Annotated in this window: 13 protein-coding genes; 5 read left to right on the top strand and 8 right to left on the bottom strand. The window is 63.2% G+C overall.

Annotated elements, in window-relative coordinates:
- Positions 1-1,263: an OprD family porin gene (locus tag ACYCCG_RS02765; protein ID WP_459669361.1), complete on the bottom strand. Its 1,263-nt coding sequence runs from the start codon at positions 1,261-1,263 to the stop codon at positions 1-3.
- A gap of 208 nt (positions 1,264-1,471) precedes the next feature.
- Entirely contained in the window at positions 1,472-2,383 is a 912-nt protein-coding gene (locus ACYCCG_RS02760) for a LysR substrate-binding domain-containing protein (RefSeq protein WP_209969193.1), read from the bottom strand.
- A gap of 262 nt (positions 2,384-2,645) precedes the next feature.
- Here ACYCCG_RS02760 and ycaC (ACYCCG_RS02755) point away from each other — a divergent pair, with 262 nt between their 5' ends.
- Positions 2,646-3,275 carry an isochorismate family cysteine hydrolase YcaC gene (gene ycaC / locus ACYCCG_RS02755; RefSeq protein ID WP_459669359.1) on the top strand — a complete coding sequence of 210 codons (630 nt, stop codon included), beginning with the start codon at positions 2,646-2,648 and terminating at the stop codon, positions 3,273-3,275.
- Positions 3,276-3,470: 195 nt separating this feature from the next.
- On the opposite strand, the gene ACYCCG_RS02750 is transcribed toward ycaC (ACYCCG_RS02755), so the two are convergent.
- The 4 genes from ACYCCG_RS02750 to ACYCCG_RS02735 all read right to left on the bottom strand — a co-directional run bounded on the left by ACYCCG_RS02750 (position 3,471) and on the right by ACYCCG_RS02735 (position 8,119).
- On the bottom strand, positions 3,471-4,049 hold the full coding sequence (locus ACYCCG_RS02750) for a PBECR2 nuclease fold domain-containing protein (RefSeq protein WP_274143883.1): 579 nt from the start codon (positions 4,047-4,049) through the stop codon (positions 3,471-3,473).
- Between the two features lie 170 nt (positions 4,050-4,219).
- The gene (locus ACYCCG_RS02745; protein ID WP_459669358.1) at positions 4,220-4,513 is read right to left on the bottom strand and encodes a hypothetical protein; all 294 of its coding nucleotides are present in this window, start codon (positions 4,511-4,513) and stop codon (positions 4,220-4,222) included.
- Positions 4,514-5,202: 689 nt separating this feature from the next.
- A complete protein-coding gene (locus ACYCCG_RS02740; protein WP_209969202.1) occupies positions 5,203-6,990 on the bottom strand; it encodes a monovalent cation:proton antiporter-2 (CPA2) family protein in 1,788 nt (595 codons plus the stop codon).
- 154 nt (positions 6,991-7,144) lie between these two features.
- A complete protein-coding gene (locus ACYCCG_RS02735) occupies positions 7,145-8,119 on the bottom strand; it encodes a GlxA family transcriptional regulator (protein WP_339533564.1) in 975 nt (324 codons plus the stop codon).
- Between the two features lie 180 nt (positions 8,120-8,299).
- Here ACYCCG_RS02735 and ACYCCG_RS02730 point away from each other — a divergent pair, with 180 nt between their 5' ends.
- On the top strand, positions 8,300-8,662 hold the full coding sequence (locus tag ACYCCG_RS02730) for a helix-turn-helix domain-containing protein (RefSeq protein ID WP_012054076.1): 363 nt from the start codon (positions 8,300-8,302) through the stop codon (positions 8,660-8,662).
- 71 nt (positions 8,663-8,733) lie between these two features.
- Positions 8,734-9,360: an isochorismate family cysteine hydrolase YcaC gene (ycaC, locus tag ACYCCG_RS02725; protein ID WP_003253573.1), complete on the top strand. Its 627-nt coding sequence runs from the start codon at positions 8,734-8,736 to the stop codon at positions 9,358-9,360.
- Positions 9,361-9,453: 93 nt separating this feature from the next.
- On the opposite strand, the gene ACYCCG_RS02720 is transcribed toward ycaC (ACYCCG_RS02725), so the two are convergent.
- On the bottom strand, positions 9,454-14,502 hold the full coding sequence (locus ACYCCG_RS02720; RefSeq protein WP_209969206.1) for a trifunctional serine/threonine-protein kinase/ATP-binding protein/sensor histidine kinase: 5,049 nt from the start codon (positions 14,500-14,502) through the stop codon (positions 9,454-9,456).
- Between the two features lie 238 nt (positions 14,503-14,740).
- Here ACYCCG_RS02720 and ACYCCG_RS02715 point away from each other — a divergent pair, with 238 nt between their 5' ends.
- Positions 14,741-15,733, top strand: coding sequence for a response regulator (locus tag ACYCCG_RS02715; protein WP_459669355.1), 993 nt, complete (start codon positions 14,741-14,743; stop codon positions 15,731-15,733).
- Positions 15,730-16,098, top strand: a complete 369-nt coding sequence (locus ACYCCG_RS02710; protein WP_339533567.1) for a response regulator transcription factor — start codon at positions 15,730-15,732, stop codon at positions 16,096-16,098. The genes ACYCCG_RS02715 and ACYCCG_RS02710 overlap by 4 nt, the downstream gene beginning before the upstream one ends.
- Positions 16,099-16,162: 64 nt before the next feature.
- On the opposite strand, the gene ACYCCG_RS02705 is transcribed toward ACYCCG_RS02710, so the two are convergent.
- Positions 16,163-17,653: a YifB family Mg chelatase-like AAA ATPase gene (locus ACYCCG_RS02705; RefSeq protein ID WP_459669354.1), complete on the bottom strand. Its 1,491-nt coding sequence runs from the start codon at positions 17,651-17,653 to the stop codon at positions 16,163-16,165.
- Between the last annotated feature and the right edge of the window lie 12 nt (positions 17,654-17,665).

Raw genomic sequence — 17,665 nt, 5'->3', positions numbered from 1 at the left:
TCAGAAGCTGCCTTTGAGTGGGTATTCGATGATCAGGTAGATGCGGTCGATATCACCGCCCGCCTGGGCCTGGTTGGCGCGGTGGCTGACGTGGGAGAACGACAGGCTCAGGTCCTTGGCAGCCCCTGACTGCACCACGTATTTCAGGTCGATATCGCGTTCCCAGTGCTTGCCGCCGTCGCCGTACTGGTTCACATAGGCGCCGCCCGCAGGCGCATGGCTGCCGTCGATGCCGCGGCCGCTGACATAGCGGCCCATCAGGCTCAGGCCAGGTACGCCAAGGGTGGCGAAGTCCAGGTCGTAGCGCAGTTGCCACGAGTGCTCGCCCGGGCCGTTGAAGTCGGCGTACTTGATCGCGTTGGCCAGGTAGATCGAGTCGCCGCCGACAAAGTCGAAAGGCGTGTTGCCCTCGACCTTCTGGTAGGCCAGGCTCAGCGCCTGGGCGCCGAAGCTGTACCTGGCCAGCAGGCTGTAGGCGAGGGTGTCGATCGCCCCTGCGCTGGCGTTGCCGGTGTCGCGGGTTTTGTACAGGTTGCCGTCCAGGCGCCAGTTGCCCTCGGCCAGGATCAGGTTGAGATAGGCCTGGCGCCAGGTGTTTTCCAACTGCCCGGCATACAGTGCGGCGCCGAACGGCCCGTTGGGCGCGAAGGTGGCACCGGCCAGGCTGATGGCCCGGTTGTGGGTGCTGGCGCCGTAGCCGCTGAAGTCGTCGTGGGTGGAACTGTTGTCCTGGTTGTTGAAGGCAGTGAAACGCCCGGCCTGCAGGCGCCAGTCGGGCAGGTCGGTGTTTTCCACCAGCCAGCCGGTGGCGTATTCCGGGTGCAGGCGTTTGTCACCGGTGTCGAACACCGGGGTTTCCACCATCATCTCGCCATAGCGCAACCGGGTGTTGCCTAGCTGCAGTTTGAGCGCGGCCCCGGCGCTGGAGTACTCGGATTCGGCGCGGCCATCGCTGTTGCGTGGCAGCAGGCCGGTGCCGGCATGGCCGCGGCCGCCGTCGAGCTTGAGGCCAAGAAAGCCATGGGCATCGATGCCGACGCCGACAGTGCCTTCGGTGAAGCCGGAACGGACCTCGCCGATGAAGCCTTGGGCCCATTCCTGGCGGTAGTTCTGGCCACTGCCGGAGGGCGAGCGGAAGTCACTGTGCAGGAAATAGTTGCGGCTGAGCAGCGACCAGCCGGGTTCATCGGCCTGGCTGAGCGCCGGCCAGAGGGCGAGGGTGGCGAGCAGGGCGCGGCCTGGTCCGTGAGTGGCGCGGATCATGAGGGGCTCCGGGGGATGATCCGGGAGTGTGGAAGAAGAGTAGACCCAAGGTCTTGTAAGGGTGTGCTGGGTGGGGATTTGCATTGCCTGTACCGGCCCTTTCGCGGCTAAAGCCGCTCCTACAGGGCCACCACCGGCCCCGAGCCTTGTGCAAATACCAGTGGGAGCGGGCATGCCCGCGAAGAGGCCGGGTCAGCCAGTCGGGACCTCAAGCCATGTCGCTGATGGCAAATTCCTCAGCCAGATGGTCGATCAGTGCCCGCACCGACGGCAGCAACCCTCGCCGCGATGGGAAGATTGCATGCACGATACCGCAGCGCGGGTGCCAGTCCGGAATCAGCTCAACCAGACGTCCCGCCGCCAGATCCTCACGCACCGCCACCCGCGGCAAGTGGGCGATCCCCACTCCGGCCACCACGAAATGGCGCAGGGCAAACAGGTCGTCAGTCACCATGCGTGGTGTATGCGGGATGACAATACGGCGGCTGTTGTCCTCACCCTGGAACAGTTCCCACTGGTACTCGCGCTGGGCACTGCCCCAATGCACGCTGGGTAGCGTGCCCAGCAACTGTGGGTCAAACCCTTTGGGCAGTTGCGCCAGGTATTGAGGTTGGCCAACCAGGCACTGGGTGCTGTTACTCAGCACCTTCATCACCATGTCGGTGTTCTCCAGCGGCGGAAAGCGCACCCGCAGGGCGATGTCGAAGCCCTCATGCAGCAGGTCGACGCGGCGGTTGGTGCTTTCGATGAACAGCTCCACCTGCGGGTACTTGAGCATGTAGCGGGTCAGCATCGGCCCGACCCAGGAGTTGAGCAGGGTGGTCGGGCAACTGATGCGCACCAGGCCGCGCGGTTCGCTGCGGTTGCGCTCGATTATTTCCGCCGCGCCCTCTGCCTCCACACGCATGGCCAGACAACGGTTGTAGTAGGCCTGGCCGATCTCGGTCAGCGAGCAGTGGCGGCTGGTGCGGTTCAGCAGCCGCACGCCCAGACGGTCTTCAAGGTCGGCGATTCGCCGGCTGAGTTTTGACTTGGGCATGTCCAGCGCCCGCCCGGCCGGGGCGAAGCCGCCATGTTCGACGACCTGAGTGAAGTAGTAGAGGGAGTTGAGGTCTTCCAATGATCGGTCTCCGGGTATTTGGTTGCCTTTGCCGGCCTCTTCGCGGCTGAAGCCGCTCCTACAGGGGTATGCGGTCCGTGTAGGAGCGGCTTTAGCCGCGAAGAGGCCGGCACAGCCCCCGACAAATCCATCGTTCATAAATCAGAACGCTAAAGCCAGATTCTGCTAACTACCGCCGCAAAGGTGATGATTTTAATCTGTGCCCATCAACTCGAAACACCCCGGATTGCTGAAAAATTCATAACCCTTAGGAGCACAGACCATGAGCAAACTCACCTACAACCGCCTGAACAAAGACGAAGCTGCCGTACTGCTGGTGGACCACCAGGCTGGCCTGCTGTCCCTGGTGCGCGATATCGAGCCGGACAAGTTCAAGAACAACGTGCTGGCGCTGGCTGACTTGGCCAAGTTCTTCAACCTGCCGACCATCCTCACCACCAGCTTCGAGCAAGGCCCCAACGGCCCGCTGGTGCCGGAACTGAAAGCCCTGTTCCCGGATGCGCCGTACATTGCCCGCCCTGGCCAGATCAACGCCTGGGACAACGAGGATTTCGTCAAGGCGGTGAAGGCGACCGGCAAGAAGCAGCTGATCATTGCCGGTGTTGTGACCGAGGTTTGCGTGGCGTTCCCGGCGCTGTCGGCCTTGGAGGAAGAATTTGACGTGTTCGTGGTGACTGATGCTTCCGGCACCTTCAATGAAATGACCCGTGATGCCGCGCATGACCGCATGAGCCAGGCGGGTGCGCAACTGATGACCTGGTTCGGCGTGGCCTGCGAGCTGCACCGCGACTGGCGCAACGATGTCGAAGGGTTGGCTGCACTCTGCTCCAACCACATTCCGGATTATCGCAACCTGATGACCAGCTATAACGCGCTGACTGCGGGTAAGTAACACTAAGTAACCTGATGGGTAGCCTCCCCTTGGGGCTACCGTTGACTTGATCGTAGAGTGTTGTTAGCGTTTGAACTGAGCGCGAAACCAGCTGCCATTCAGCGGTAAAAGCTGGCGTAGGAACCCCGTCGATGGCTGAATCATCAGCGTCGGGTGAGACCTCCACACCCCTGCTTGAGGGTGTGTATATGAATATCAAGCGCAAATACAGGGCCACTGGTGACAGTGGCCCTTTTCTTTTCTTGGCAGAAAATTGTACCGCTTGTAGAGCAGCAGCCCGTGGCGATGTTTGTTCAGTGCTTTTGCATCGCACTGCATGAAATTCCACAGCGTTTTGCCGTTGTCGAGGGTCACGATTACCAGCATCTGGCGCCTGGTTTCGTAGACGCCGATGAAGGCCAGCCTGAAAGTGTCATTGGTGTAAGCGACTTGCCATACCTCAAATGGTCCGATTAACGTATCCAGCGCTACCTTTACATAGCGTTCCCGGGCGTCCTGTCTCTTCTCGACGATGTGGTAGATACAGCTGCGCTGAATCCGGATGTCGCCCAGTGGGCTGCTGATGCTGACTACCTCAACGTTTTCGCTGTCCAAGCCCAGATGCAGTGCAGCAACCTCGACTGCAGCGTCATGCGAATCAGCAGGCGCTAGTTCTTCGATAGCCTGGGCGCGTAGTTCACGCGCAAGTGTTCTGAGGTCGGGTAATTGTTCGTCCAGCCAGGAGTTCTGGCCTTTCTTTTCGGCATTTTTTGCGGCTGGGCTGTTGGGGCTCAATGAAATACCTGACTGGGAACAGTCGCTGATGTGGCGGCGGCCAGGTAAGCCTATGGCGAAGGGGCCCCCCTAACAATCAGACGGAGGGTGACGCGTTGTGTAGGGTATTTCCGGCGTTTGGGTAGAGCAGGCTAGTCATTGCAGCCTGCTCAGGACTGATGTAAATCGCTTCAACTTATTGGCTGTGACTCAATCCCATCCAGCAATGCCTCAACCAAACCTTCTGCCATTTCGAGTGCGTTCAGGTTGCTCCAGAACAGGCTCTTGCCTGTGTCATCCAGATGCTCCAAGGCTTTGTAGCCACAGTCGTAGGCACCGCGCAGGTATTGGGCGACATGCACCAGGGCATCGTGGGCGGAAACGCCGGGGTTTACGGTGAACAATGGGGGATGGCCGGCATCGCAGCGGCTGAAAGAGCGTTTTGTGGTGTTGGGGAGGGGTGGATCGGGGACGATTCTTTTCATGGCAATTCCTTCTCCAGGATTGAACTGCAACCACCCGTTTCCACGCAGAAGGCGGCAGTTGTGCGCGGGGTGGAAAACCGGTGAGAAGGCAAGCCGGTAGGCCAAACGGCCTCACGCGCACAACTGCCATAACGGCAGCCCTTCATCACATCCGGGTTTCCACACCCGATCGCTGAACCGACAGCGACCCGGTCAGCCTAGAGAGCAGGCCTTCCCCGGACAATCAGATGGGCGTCGACACGATGCGTAGGATAATTCCTTGGGATTGGCGTGAACGTAGGAAATGGTTCGCGGGGAAGTAGGACCCAGCTGAGAATTAGACGATTTTGTGATGGCTTTTGTGTGTTCGCGTCATGGCGGCGAGGTGATCGTCAGGAAATTGCAGGATGGCTTCCAGGTGCCTGGCGATAGTTTTTGGGCGCCCATGAGATCGAGCGCCGCCCGCGCGGCGCTTCGCGGGTAAACCCGCTCCTACGTTTGTTTCTGGCCAGTCCCTCCTGTGCCAGGCGCGCGCGACCGCCTTGTTTGTACGACGCGATATCGAGGCGTGCGCCAGGGGGCTCGCGTGCGCGTCCCACAGGAATAACTGGCCCGAAACAGACGTAGGAGCGGGTTTACCCGCGAAGCGCCGCGCGGGCGGCGCTCGATCTCACAGGCACTACAACCCTCAAGGCATGCGCCAAAAGGCCTCAATCCGCATCCGATTCAAACAACCGTTCCAGCTCCACCCGCGCCTCCTTGCCCGTCTGCATCACCTTGGCCCGGTCATCACGTACCTGCCCCTGGGCCTCCAGCACCTCTTCGTCATGCTGGGTGAACCGTGCAATGCGGTCCGCCGCCTGTTCATCGCTCAGGCCCAACCCCACCAGTGCCCGGCGGGCCATTTCCAGGCTGGAGTGGTATGTCTCGCGAATCGGTTCGGCGCCCACATCCGCCAGTTTGTGCACGTGCTGGCGGTTACGCGCCCGGGCCAGCACTTTCAGGTGCGGGTACAGGCGTTTTACCCGTTCAGCGCTACGAATGGCGGCTTCCGGGTCATCGATGGTGATGATGAAGTACTCCGCCTCACCCACCTTGGCCGCATGCAGTACCTCGGGGCGCAGCGGGTTACCGTAGAACACCGGCACCTGCTCGAATATACGGGTCATCTCGATGGCATCCACCGAGGTTTCCAGGGCAACGAACGGGATCTTCTGTGCCCGCAGGATACGCGCGACGATCTGGCCCATACGGCCCATGCCGGCGATTACCACCCGCGGTGTGCCGGCGTCGATGGCCTTGTAATGTTCGGGCACTTCACGCACTGGCTGCGCACGTTTGAGGGCGTGGGCGCAGCCAATCATGAGCAGTGGGGTGATGGCCATCGACAGGGTAATGGTCATCAGCAGCAGGTCGTAGGTCTGGGTATCGAACAGGCCCTGGTCCTTGCCCAGCTTGAACACCACGAAGGCGAACTCGCCGCCGGCGGCCAGCACCATGCCCAGTTGCAGCGCGCTGGCGCCGCTCAGGCCGCCGGCCAGGCGACCGGTGCCGACCAGCAGCACCAGCTTCACGGCCACCAGCAACAGGGTCAGGCCCAGCACCACCAGCGGCATCTCCAGCAGCAGGTGCAGGTTTGCACCCATCCCGACACTGATGAAGAACAGCCCCAGCAGCAGGCCCTTGAAGGGTTCGATCTGTGATTCCAGCTCGTGGCGGTATTCCGAGTCTGCCAGCAGCAGGCCGGCGAGGAAGGCGCCCAGGGCCATGGAAATACCGGCTTGTTCCATGAGCCAGGCGGTGCCGATCACCACCAGCAGTGCGGTGGCAGTGGACACTTCCGGCAGGCCGGTGCGAGCCACGGTGCGGAACAGCGGGCGCAACAGGTAGCGGCCGCCGATGATGACCACGGCGATGCTGGCGAATACCTTCAGCCCATTCTCCAGGCTGTCGCCACTGCTGGTGTCCGGGCCAGTGGCGGCCAGCAGTGGTACCAAGGCGATCAGCGGGATCGCGGCGATGTCCTGGAACAACAGGATGGCGAACGCCAGACGGCCGTGCGGGGCATTGAGCTGTTTGTTCTCTGCCAGGCTCTGCAGGCCAAGGGCGGTTGACGAAAGCGCCAGGCCCAGACCGAGCACGATGGCCGCGGGCAGCGTCTGGCTGAAGCCGAACAGGGCGATGGCGCCGATAGCTGCGCCGGTCAGCAGCACTTGGGCAGTGCCAACACCGAACACCGACTTGCGCATCAGCCACAAGCGTTTGGGCGACAGCTCCAGGCCGATGATGAACAGCAGCAAGACCACGCCCAGTTCGGAAATGTGCGCCACCCTTTCTGTGTCGTGGACCAGGCCAAGTGCTTGCGGGCCGATGACCACACCGGCGAGCAGGTAGCCGAGCATGGCACCCAGTTGCAAGCGCTTGGCCAGGGGGACGGCGAGGACGGCGGCAAGCAGGAAGATCACTGCAGTTTGCAGAAGGCTGCCTTCGTGTGGCATTGGCTCTTACTCCATGAGCTGCCGGGGCAGCGTTATTACAGGTTGGCCGACGATTCTGGAGGCTGGGCTGGCATTAGACAATCTGATGTCGGGAAGAAACATTGTCCTGAAAAAAGAGACGGTGGCTGCGGTCAGTTGTGGGAGTGGCCCGCGCTCATCCCCCACCAAACTGTGCCCGATACTGCGCCGGCGTCATGCCAATCCGCTCACAGAATACCTTGCGCAAATGCCGGTCGCTGCCAAACCCGCACTGCGCTGCCACAACCTTTAACGGCAGGTCGCTGCCTTCGAGCAGCTTGCGCGCGCTGTCGATGCGCGCATTCTGCAGGTACTGCAGCGGCGTCATTCCCACCTCGCGCAGAAACGTTCGGGCAAAGTTGCGCCCGCTCATGGCCACCAGTTCGGCCATTTTCTGCACGGTGAATGCCTGCTCGATGTGGTCGACTATATAGGCTTGCACCCGGGCAATCGGCGAGTCATCGCGTGGTACCGCAGCCAGCAATGGCCCGTAGGGTGTCTGCCCACCCTGACGGTGGCGGGCTACCAGCAGTACCTTGGCTACTTCCAGGGCCAGCGCCTTGCCATGGTCCTCGGCGACCACCGCCAGTGCCAGGTCGATCCCTGCAGTGATACCGCCCGAGGTGATCAGGCAGCGGTCCATCACGTAAATCTGCTCGGTCTCCACCTTGGCTTCGGGAAACGCCTGTGCCAGGCGCTCCACGTAGTTCCAGTGGGTGGTGCAGCGATAGCCATTCAGTAACCCGGCCCGCCCCAGCAGGAACACCCCGGTGCAGATGGCACCGAAGCGCTTTGCCTGGCGCACGGCCTTGGGCAGCCAGCGCTCGATCCCTGGCAGGGCGATGTCATAGGCCCCAGGGCCGCCCGGCACCAGCAACAGGTCGACGGCCTCCGGCAGGTCTTCCAGGCGCCGGTCGGCCACTACCTTCAGGCCGCATGAGCCGCGTACCACTGCTTGCCCCTCGGCCAAGGTCAGCAGCCGATATTGCCGTGCTGCAGGCAAGAACCGGTTGGCGATGGCGAATGCATCCATGGGACCGGTGACATCCAGCAGTAGCACATCGTTGAACAGCACCATGGCCACGGTGCGGTGGGCGGGTTTTTCCTGCATACCTCTTTCGCCTTGAATGCCGACCGCGGGTAGCGGCCAGAAGCTGAATACGAAACGCATCTTAAGGTATCGGCAAAACGCCCAGGGCCAGCAGCGCACAATTAACAACAATTCAGGTTTGGCTCAGGACTTCGTCATGTGCCGGGGGCGAGACTTTCTGCATTGAACAGGAGAGTCGCCATGTACCCTGGGACGCCCGAAGCGCCGCTGCAAACCCCCGGCGCACTCACGCCCGCGCGGCTGCGCCGGGCCAAGGAGCTGATGTTGCACAGCCCGTTGTCGATCATTGAGATCGCCGCGGTATGCAACCTTACCCGCAGCCATTTTTCCCGCGCGTTCAAAGTCAACACTGGCCTTTCGCCGCAGGCCTGGCGCCTGCTGGCGCGCATGGAAAAGGCCAAGCGCTTGCTCGCCACCGAGGCGCCTATCACCCATGTGAGCCTGGAATGCGGCTTTTGTGACCAGGCCCATTTCACCCGCGCTTTCAGCCGCCTGGTCGGCCAGCCACCCAAGGCCTGGCGGCAGGCGCAGGTACTTTCTTAAGCAGAACTTATCCACCGGTATAACCCCTGCGGACAGTGCCGGCCCGTTATCCCAACCCAAGGAGTCACCCCATGAGCCAACCCGATTACAAGCGCCTGAACAAAGACGACGCCGTGGTGCTGCTGGTCGACCACCAGACTGGCCTGATCTCGCTGGTGCAGGATTTTTCGCCCAACGAATTCAAGAACAACGTGCTGGCCTTGGGCGACCTGGCCAAGTTCTTTGGCCTGCCGACCATCCTCACCACCAGCTTCGAGCAAGGCCCGAATGGCCCGCTAGTGCCCGAGCTGAAAGAAATGTTCCCGGATGCGCCGTACATTGCCCGTCCGGGCCAGATCAACGCCTGGGACAACGAAGACTTCGTCAAGGCAATCAAGGCCACGGGCCGCAAGCAACTGATCATCGCCGGTGTGGTGACCGATGTGTGCGTGGCTTTCCCGACCCTGTCGGCGCTGGCGGAAGGTTTTGAAGTGTTCGTGGTGACCGATGCCTCGGGTACCTTCAACGAAACCGTGCAACAAGCGGCTTGGGTGCGCATGACCCAAGCGGGTGCGCAGATGATGAACTGGTTCTCGGTGGCCTGCGAACTGCACCGCGACTGGCGCAACGACATCGAAGGGCTGGGCAACCTGCTGTCGCAGCGTATTCCCAACTACCGCAACCTGATGAACAGCTACGCGGCGCTCGCCTCGCGATGATGTAAACCTGTACCGGCCTCTTCGCGGGTAAACCCGCTCCTACAGCCGCGCCGACCGTAGGAGCGGGTTTACCCGCGAAGAGGCCGGCACAGGCTATGCGTAATTCAAAGGCAGACTGACACGAATCCGGCATCCACCCAACTGCGACACCAGCGCCTGCAACTGCCCGCCGTGGGCCTGAGCCACCGAACTGCAGATCGCCAAGCCCATCCCCATGCCACCGGTCTTGGTGGTATGAAACGCATCGAATATACGCTCCCGCTCGTCCGCCACGATCCCCGGCCCGTTGTCGTCCACGCAGATTTCCACCCCATCCTCGACCACCGCCGATCCAATCTTCAGTACCCCGTCACTGCGATACCCCGCCAATGCTTCCAAGGCATTGGTAATCAGGTTGAACACCAGTTGCTGCAACTGCACCGGGTCGGCTGTCACGCATACCCCGGCTTGTAACCGCGTCTGCACATCCACCTTGCCCCTGGCGGCGTCGGCCGAGGTCAGGCGCACCACCTCGCGGATCAATTCGTCCAGCTTCACCGCCTTGAGTTGCATCGGTGACTGCTTGGCCAGGGACCGCAGCGCCCGCACGATGTTGCCGGCCCGTTCGCTGTCGTTGCGGATATCTTCCAGGCCGGCAATCGCTTCTTCCAGGTCGGGGTTGGCGCGCTTCAGCCAGCGCAGGCTGGCCGCGGCATTGGAAGCGATGCCCAGTAGCGGCTGGCTGATCTCGTGAGCGATGGACGCTGACAGCTCATTCATCGCCTGCAAGTGCGCACTGCGTGCCAGTTCCGCACGCGAGCGGCGCAACTCAGCCTCCATCTGTGCGCGGATCTGGTTTTCCTCGGCCAGACGCGTGTAGAACTTGGCCGTTTGTAGCGATACCGCCGCCTGCGAGGCGAGGATCTCCAGCATGGCCAGGCGCTGACTGCCGAACAGGTTCGGCACAAGGCGGCTTTCCAGGTACACCAGGCCGATCAGCACGCCCTGGATCACCAGCGGCAGGCACAACACCGAGCGGGCGTTGCGTGCCTGCAATTGTTGGCGGAAGGCCTCTGGGCACTCATCAAGGGCATCGTTGAGCACCAGCGGTTTGCGGGTGCGCATGGTGGCGTTGATGACTGACAGCGGCGCCTGGGTCATGAACTTCTGGCAGTTGTCCATGCTCACGTGCAACCCGGCATCGTCGATGTGGGCCAGGGCAGCCATCTGGAATTCGGCCCCGCTTACAATCAGCAACACGCCATGATCGGCACCGGAGTGCTGGGTCAGATGGCCCATCAGGGTTTCGATCAGGCCTTCGAGCAGTACTTCCTCGGACAGCGCCCGCGCAGCTTCGATACCGGCTTCGAGGTCCAGCCTGGCCTGGTGGGTGGCACGATAAGTTTCCTGAACCGGCTGGGTGCGCAGAAACGGATGCAACGTCTCTAGCTGGTGCACCTTGCCGGTCGCGCCCCAGATATGGAAGCAGTCGCGGGCGATACGCAGGTGCAGGTTGGCGCCGGAGATCAGGCCGTTGGGGATGCACACCTCGGCCAGCTGTTCATGGGCCAGTGCCTGCTCGTGGATGAAACCGGCAGCAGTGGCGGCGATCTGCGCCTGGTCGAAGCAGCGGATCGCGGCCAGGCCGTCGCCATCGAGCTTGGCGATCACGCCCTCGATCAGCAACTGCTTGCTGCGGAAGGTGGCCGGGTTGAAGCCGGCCCAGCGGCTGAAGCGCTCGCGCAGGGCCTGTAGCTCGCGCAGCTTGTCGGCAAGGCTGCCGTGGGCTTCGGGGCTGCCCAGGGCCAGGCCGCGGAACAGGTGATAGTCGGCCAGGTTGATGTGCGCCGGTGCCGCCCAGCTGTTGTCACCAGCCAATGCCAGGTCGCGCATGGCCTTCGGGATATTGCCCATGTAAAAGGCGCACATGGCGGCGAACAGGTGCTGGAAGAACCGCGTGGTGGCCGACCTCGAGGGTGCGGCCGGGGCTGGGCTGGGCAGGCCGCTCAGGTTGGCGACGAACGCTTGCTGGGCCTGCAGGATCAGCTCGATATCGCGGTAGCCGTGGTGACGCACAGTGGCCAGGCCTTGCGCCACTTCCTCGACCACGTCCGGCAGGTAGCGGCCCATGAACAGCGAGTCTGAAACCAGGTGGTTGCAGGCATAGCAGCTCATCGCCAGGTCACCGCTCAGGCGCGCCGAGTCGACCGCGTCCAGCGCGGTGCGTCGGGCGAATTCCATGGGTGAGGTCCAGGCGCTGACCTGGTCCAGAGCCAGCAGCGCACTGGTCAGATCAGCGTCGAAACCGTGCCGTTCGATCAGCTTGAGCGCGGCCAGGCAACAGGCATGGCCATCATGGTAAGCGCCAAAACGCTCGGCAATCATCACCCCGTACCAGGCCATGCCGTAGGTGCTGCCAGGCGCAACACCGTGCAGTAGCGACATCTCCATGAGCTTGGCCAGGTGCAGGAAGCAGATGTCGTCCTTCACGAAGAACGATGATGAAAGAGTGGCCAACAAGCTGATGGCAACCATCACCTCCTCCGAATCGGTGCGCGGCAGCGACTCCAGGCAATGCCGTCCTTTCTGTTCGACCAGCGCCTGGACATGGGCATGACTGGCCTCGACCTCTTGCCAGTCGATGCCCCGTACCGGGCTTATACCCAGCAAGTCCAGGCCGCTCAGGGCGCTGTCGATGGCTGCCTGATAGTCACCGCGCAAGGTATACAGCAATGCCTGCAGCCGGCACGCTCGTGCCTGGTCCAACACCGAGCGGGCACGCTGTCGGCATTCAGTGAGGCGTGCCTCGGCCGCGACCGTTCGTGACAGTTGCATGTCGCACTCCGTCGCCATGCAGGCGATGGCAAAGCCATGCGTGGCGCGGCTTTCCAGTGTGGCGCTGTGGTGCAACAACTGCTCGGCGGTGTGCAGGTAGCCTGCGGTCTGTTCGAAGGCGCCGGCGTCGCGTGCGCGTGATGCGGCATCTCGTAAAAGCTGCAGGAACGCTTCGCAATCATCCGCTGCAAACCCGCGGGGGGTGGCACGTTGCAGCTGGCTGGCGAGCTCGAACAGCCCCTCCTGCATGTGGTCTGGCCAAGCCTGGCGCATGGCCAGGGCGATGCGTGCATGCAGCGAGGCGCGCTCGTGTACGGGCGTGAGTGCATAAGCAGCCTCCATCACCCGGTCATGAGTGAAGCCCAAGCCGTTCTGGCCCGGTTGCAGGAAACCGGCGCCAATCAAGGCTTTCAACGGTTCGTCTGGCGGTTGGGCAAGCACTTGCCGAAGCAGGCGTTCATCGCAGTGGCTGCCCGCCGCGCTGACGACTCGCAAAAGCTCGCCTTGCGATGCCGCCAGGCGCCCCAGGCGGTGGACCATCAGGTCGGCGACATTGTCGGAATAGCAGTGCCGGGCCACGGCCTGCAGGCACCATGACCAGCGCATGGCCTGGGTGTCGAAGATGAACAGCTGGTCCTCGACCATGGCCCTGAGGATCTGGTTGATGAAAAACGGGTTGCCCGCCGTCTTGCCGTGCACCAGTTCGGCCAGCTGAAATGCGTCTTCGGGGGCAACATGGAAGCGCTCGCCAATCAGCTCGGCCACCGCCCCAACGGCCAGCGGCCGCAGGTTCAGCGTGGTGCAGCGCACCGCTGCGGGTATGGCCAGCTGTGCGCTGGTGGTGGGCGTATCGTTGCACCGGGTGAAAATCAGCAGCAGGTTGGCCGGTGCGTCAGCCAGCAGTTGGGCCAGCAGTTGCCGGGTGGCGTCGTCGGCCCATTGCAGGTCGTCGAAGAACAGCACCAGCGGTTGGCCCAGCCGGCTGAAAACCTGCAGGAACTCAATGATCGCGTGCAGTTCCTTGTGCAACGCAAGGCGCGTGGGCTTGGTGGGTAACTGTGGCAGGGGGCCGAGAATCAGTTGCAGGTCCGGGGCCAGCTTGCCGAGCAGACGGCCATGACCTTTGATGCGGCGCAGGATCTCGCGGCGCAGGGTGTCGAGGTCCTGACTGTTCTTGGCCAGCAACTGGGTAGTCAGAGCTCCGAGCACTTCGATCCAGGGCGTGTAGGGCACGGCTTGTGCCTGGCTGTTGCACTTGCCGACGGCCCAGTAACCTTCAGCGTTGGCCTTGAGCGCTGCTTCGACCAGGCTCGACTTGCCCATGCCAGTAGCGCCGTTGATGACCAGGGCTTGTGGTTTGCTGTCGCGATGCAAGGCCTTGAGCAGCAGGGTGATAGCCTTTTGCTCGGCGCCGCGGCCATACAGGCGTGCGTGGCCGGGTGCTACCGGGTCGGCGCAGCCTGGGGTGAAGGGTGCCATGGTTTTGTGGGCGACCCACTGCCGCTGGCAGTGAGCCAAATCCACTGCAAGGGCGCGCACGCTCTGGTAGCGGGCGTCCGGCTCTTTGGCCAAGGCCTTTGCCAGGATCAGGCTGAGGGGCGGCGGTACGCTGCTGCGCACTTCGCATGCCGGCCGCGGCTGCACGCCGGCATGCAGCTGTCGCCAGTGCTGGGTGTCGCGCCCGGCGAGCGGCAGCTCGCCTACCAATAGCTGGTAGAGGATCGCCCCCAGGGCATAGATGTCACTGCGTCGGTCGCAGCTGCTACCGTGCGGGCAAATCTGCTCCGGCGCCAGGTAGGCCCAGTTGCCGAGCGGGGATCCCTGTTCGCTGAACTGCTCTGCCGGGTCGGCGTGAAAGAAGCCCAGGCGCACCTGCTGATGGGCGTGCAGGCACACATGCTCCGGCTGCAGTGTACCGTGCAGCACATTGCGTTCATGCGCTTGCGCCAACGCAAGGGCGGCGTTAACCGCGATGTCGAGAAACGGCTCCAGCGGCGCAGGGCCTTCAGTGATCAGGTCGGCGACTGAGCGCCCGGCCGGGTACACCAGCAATGGGCCTTCGGCCGAGCGCACGAACGCCGAGGGGATCACCGCCCACTGCGGGTCCAGTTGCAGGCGGTAGTCACGTTCCAGGCGCTGACAGGCGGAAGGGGCCTCAAGCGGGGCGCGCACGGCGATCCAGGCCTGGAGTGTGGCCGGGTCACGCAGGCGGAAGTAGCTGAGCTCACCTTCCTTGCCCAGTGCGCTGATCTCGCACCGGTTCAGCCAGCCTTCGTCGATTGACTGATCGTAATCGATGGGCCTGTGGGCAAGGCGTTCATCGAGCATAACGCACCCCGCTAGCGACATCCTGAGGCGTGAGTATACGCAGCGGGTCCAGCATGAATGCGGGATACAGTCTGCTTGGCAGGAACGGGCACGCTGTTGTCCGTTATCGTCCCCTTGGGGCTGGCGGGCTTTTGTATAGTCCTTTGGCCAACCTATCCCTCGGGATAATTGTCTGAACGCCAACGCTGGCCTAGGCTGCCCAGGGCAGCGAAAACGCCCGTGCCCGCGCGAGGAAGCCATGATCCGAATAGGCAATGCCCAGGTGTCGCTGGAGCGGCGCGAAGTCTTTGTCGACGGCAAGCCGATCCTGTTGGGTGGGCGTGCTTTCGAAGTGCTGGCCACGCTGATCAGGGCCAAGGGCCGCGTGGTCGGCAAGGACGAGCTGTTCAGTCAGGTGTGGGCTGGTACGGTGGTTGAGGACAATAACTTGCAGGTGCAGGTGTCCTTGCTGCGCAAGGCCTTTGGCGACCGCGGCCTGATCCAGACCGTGCCGCGCCGGGGCTACCGTCTGGCCGCGCCGATCAGCCTCGAGGTGCCGGGTCAGGCACTGTGTGGGTCGTTGCTGCACACCATGGCCGAGGCTGTCGAGCCGCTCGATGAGTGCGTGAACGTGCCGGTGCTGGTCGTGGATGACGACCCATCGGTGCGCACCGCTTTGGGCCGGCTGTTGCGCTCGCAGGACATCCCGCATCACTTGTTTGCCAGCGCCGAGGCCCTGTTCGAGGCCCGTCTGGAAACCCCCTGTGCCTGCCTGCTGCTGGACATGCACTTGCCGGGTACAAGCGGCCTGGAGGTACAGGATGCGCTGTGCCGGCTGGCGCTGCCCTGGCCGATCGTGTTCATGACCGGCTTCGGCACCATCCCGATGACCGTTCAGGCCATGCGCGCCGGGGCGGTGGAGTTTCTGACCAAGCCATTCGATGAAGACCAGTTGCTGACCCTGTTGCAGACAGTGCGCGCCCGTGCTGTGGCCGAAGGCCGCAAGTGGCTCCATGCGCGGCAGGTCGAGGAAAAGTACCAGCGCCTGACTCACCGTGAGCGCCAGGTCTTCTCGCTGGTGGTCGGCGGCTTGTCGCACAAGCAGATCGCCAGGCAGATCGGCACCAGCGAGGTGACGACCAAGGTGCACAAGAAGAACATCATGAACAAGATGCAGTCCCGCTCGCTGCTGGAGCTTGCGGCCATGCACAACCTCCTTGGCGTGCGGTCAGAAAGCCTGGGCGGCGCATGAGCAGAGGGGTGTGCATCGTCGACGACGATGCCTCGGTGCGCAAAAGCCTGGCCAACCTGCTGCGCTCGGCGGGGTTCGAGACCTTGTCGTTTTCCGCCGGGGACGCATTTCTGGCCTCGCCATTGGCGGGCGAGGCAGGCTGTGTGCTGCTGGACCTGAGGATGCCGGGGATGAGCGGGCTGGAGGTACAGCGTGAGCTGGCACAGCGGGAGGGGCGCTTGCCGGTGATCTGCATGTCGGCACATTGGGACGATGGCTCGGTACGGGCAGCGATGGGCCTTGGGGCACTGGCCTGCCTGGGCAAGCCGTTTTCTGAAGAGGTGCTGCTGAGGGTGGTTGAAGAGGCTTTGGCTGGCTGTCAGTGAGGTATGGCTGTGCCGGCCTCTTCGCGGGTGAACCCGCTCCTACAGGGCATCCAGCCCTGGCAATCTAACTGCTCCCCGGCCGGTACTGCAGGGCCTCGGCCAGGTGCGCCCGGCCAATCGTCTCGCATCCCTCCAGGTCCGCCAACGTCCGCGCCACCTTCAACAATCGGTGCGCCGCCCGTAGCGACAAGGTCAGCCGCTCGCAGGCCCCTTCCAGCCAGACTTGGTCCGCTGCTACCAACCCACAGTGATGCCTTAAACCTTCAAGGTCTAGAAATGCATTTGCACACCCTTGTCGCCTGTGCTGCAGCTCCCGCGCTTCAGCTACCCTGACGGCGACATCGGCACTGGTTTCACCGCAGGGCTGGTTGTTCAGCGTAGTGCTTTCGCGAGCCACGGTCAGGTGCAGGTCGATGCGGTCCAGCAGTGGCCCGGACAGTTTGTTGCGATAGCGCGCGATCTGCTCGGTGCTGCAGCGGCAGCGGCCAGTGGGGTCGCCCAGGTAGCCGCAAGGGCAGGGGTTCATCGCCGCCACCAGCTGGAAGCGCGCGGGGAAACGCACTTTGTCGCGGGCACGGGCAATCACGATTTCACCTGACTCCAGTGGCTCGCGAAGCACTTCCAGTACGCGCCGCTCAAACTCCGGAAGTTCGTCGAGAAACAACACGCCGTGATGGGCGAGCGTGATTTCACCTGGTTGCGGTCGGCTACCGCCACCGACCAGCGCCGGGCCGGACGCAGAGTGATGGGGGTGGCGAAAGGGGCGCTGTGGCCAGCTATTCAGCGGCGCTTTCCCGCTGACTGACTGGATTGCCGCCACTTCCAGCGCTTCGTGCTCGTCCAGCGGTGGCAGCAGCCCGGGCAGGCGGCTGGCGAGCAAGGTCTTGCCGGTGCCGGGCGGCCCGGTGAACAGCAGGTTGTGCGCACCGGCCGCAGCCAGCAGCAAGGCACGCTTGGCTGCCAGTTGGCCCTGCACTTCGCTCAGGTCCGGGTAGGGGCGTTGCTGCAGGATCAGGCCGTTGGCAGCGTAGGGCGGCAGCGGCACCTGGCCGTTCAGGTGGGCGATCAACTCCAGCAGGTGGCCCACCGCATACACCACCAACCCGCCGGCCAGGCTGGCTTCCTCGGCATTTTCCCGTGGTACCACCAGCGCCCGGCCTGCTTCGCGTGCCGCCAGTGCCGCAGGTAGCACGCCCTGCACCGGGCGCAATTTTCCCGACAGCGCCAGTTCGCCCAGGCATTCCATATCGGCCAGGGTGGCAATCGGCACCTGGCCGTCGGCGGCGAGGATGCCCAGGGCGATGGCCAGGTCATATCGGCCGCCATCCTTGGGCAGGTCGGCGGGGGCGAGGTTCTGGGTAATGCGCCGCTGCGGGTACTTCAGCCCGGAGTTGACGATGGCGCTGCGCACCCGGTCCTTGCTTTCCTTGACCGTGGTTTCCGGCAGGCCGACCAGGGTGAGATGAGGCAGGCCGTTGGCCAGGTGGGTTTCGACGCTGACCGCCGGTGCCTGCACGCCAACCTGGGCGCGGCTGTGGACGAGGGCTAGGGACATGAACACTCCGTT

This window comes from Pseudomonas sp. VEM90, assembly GCF_054611535.1.
The sequence above is the reverse complement of the archived record's forward strand: the minus strand, read 5'-3'. Positions and strand labels throughout refer to the sequence as shown.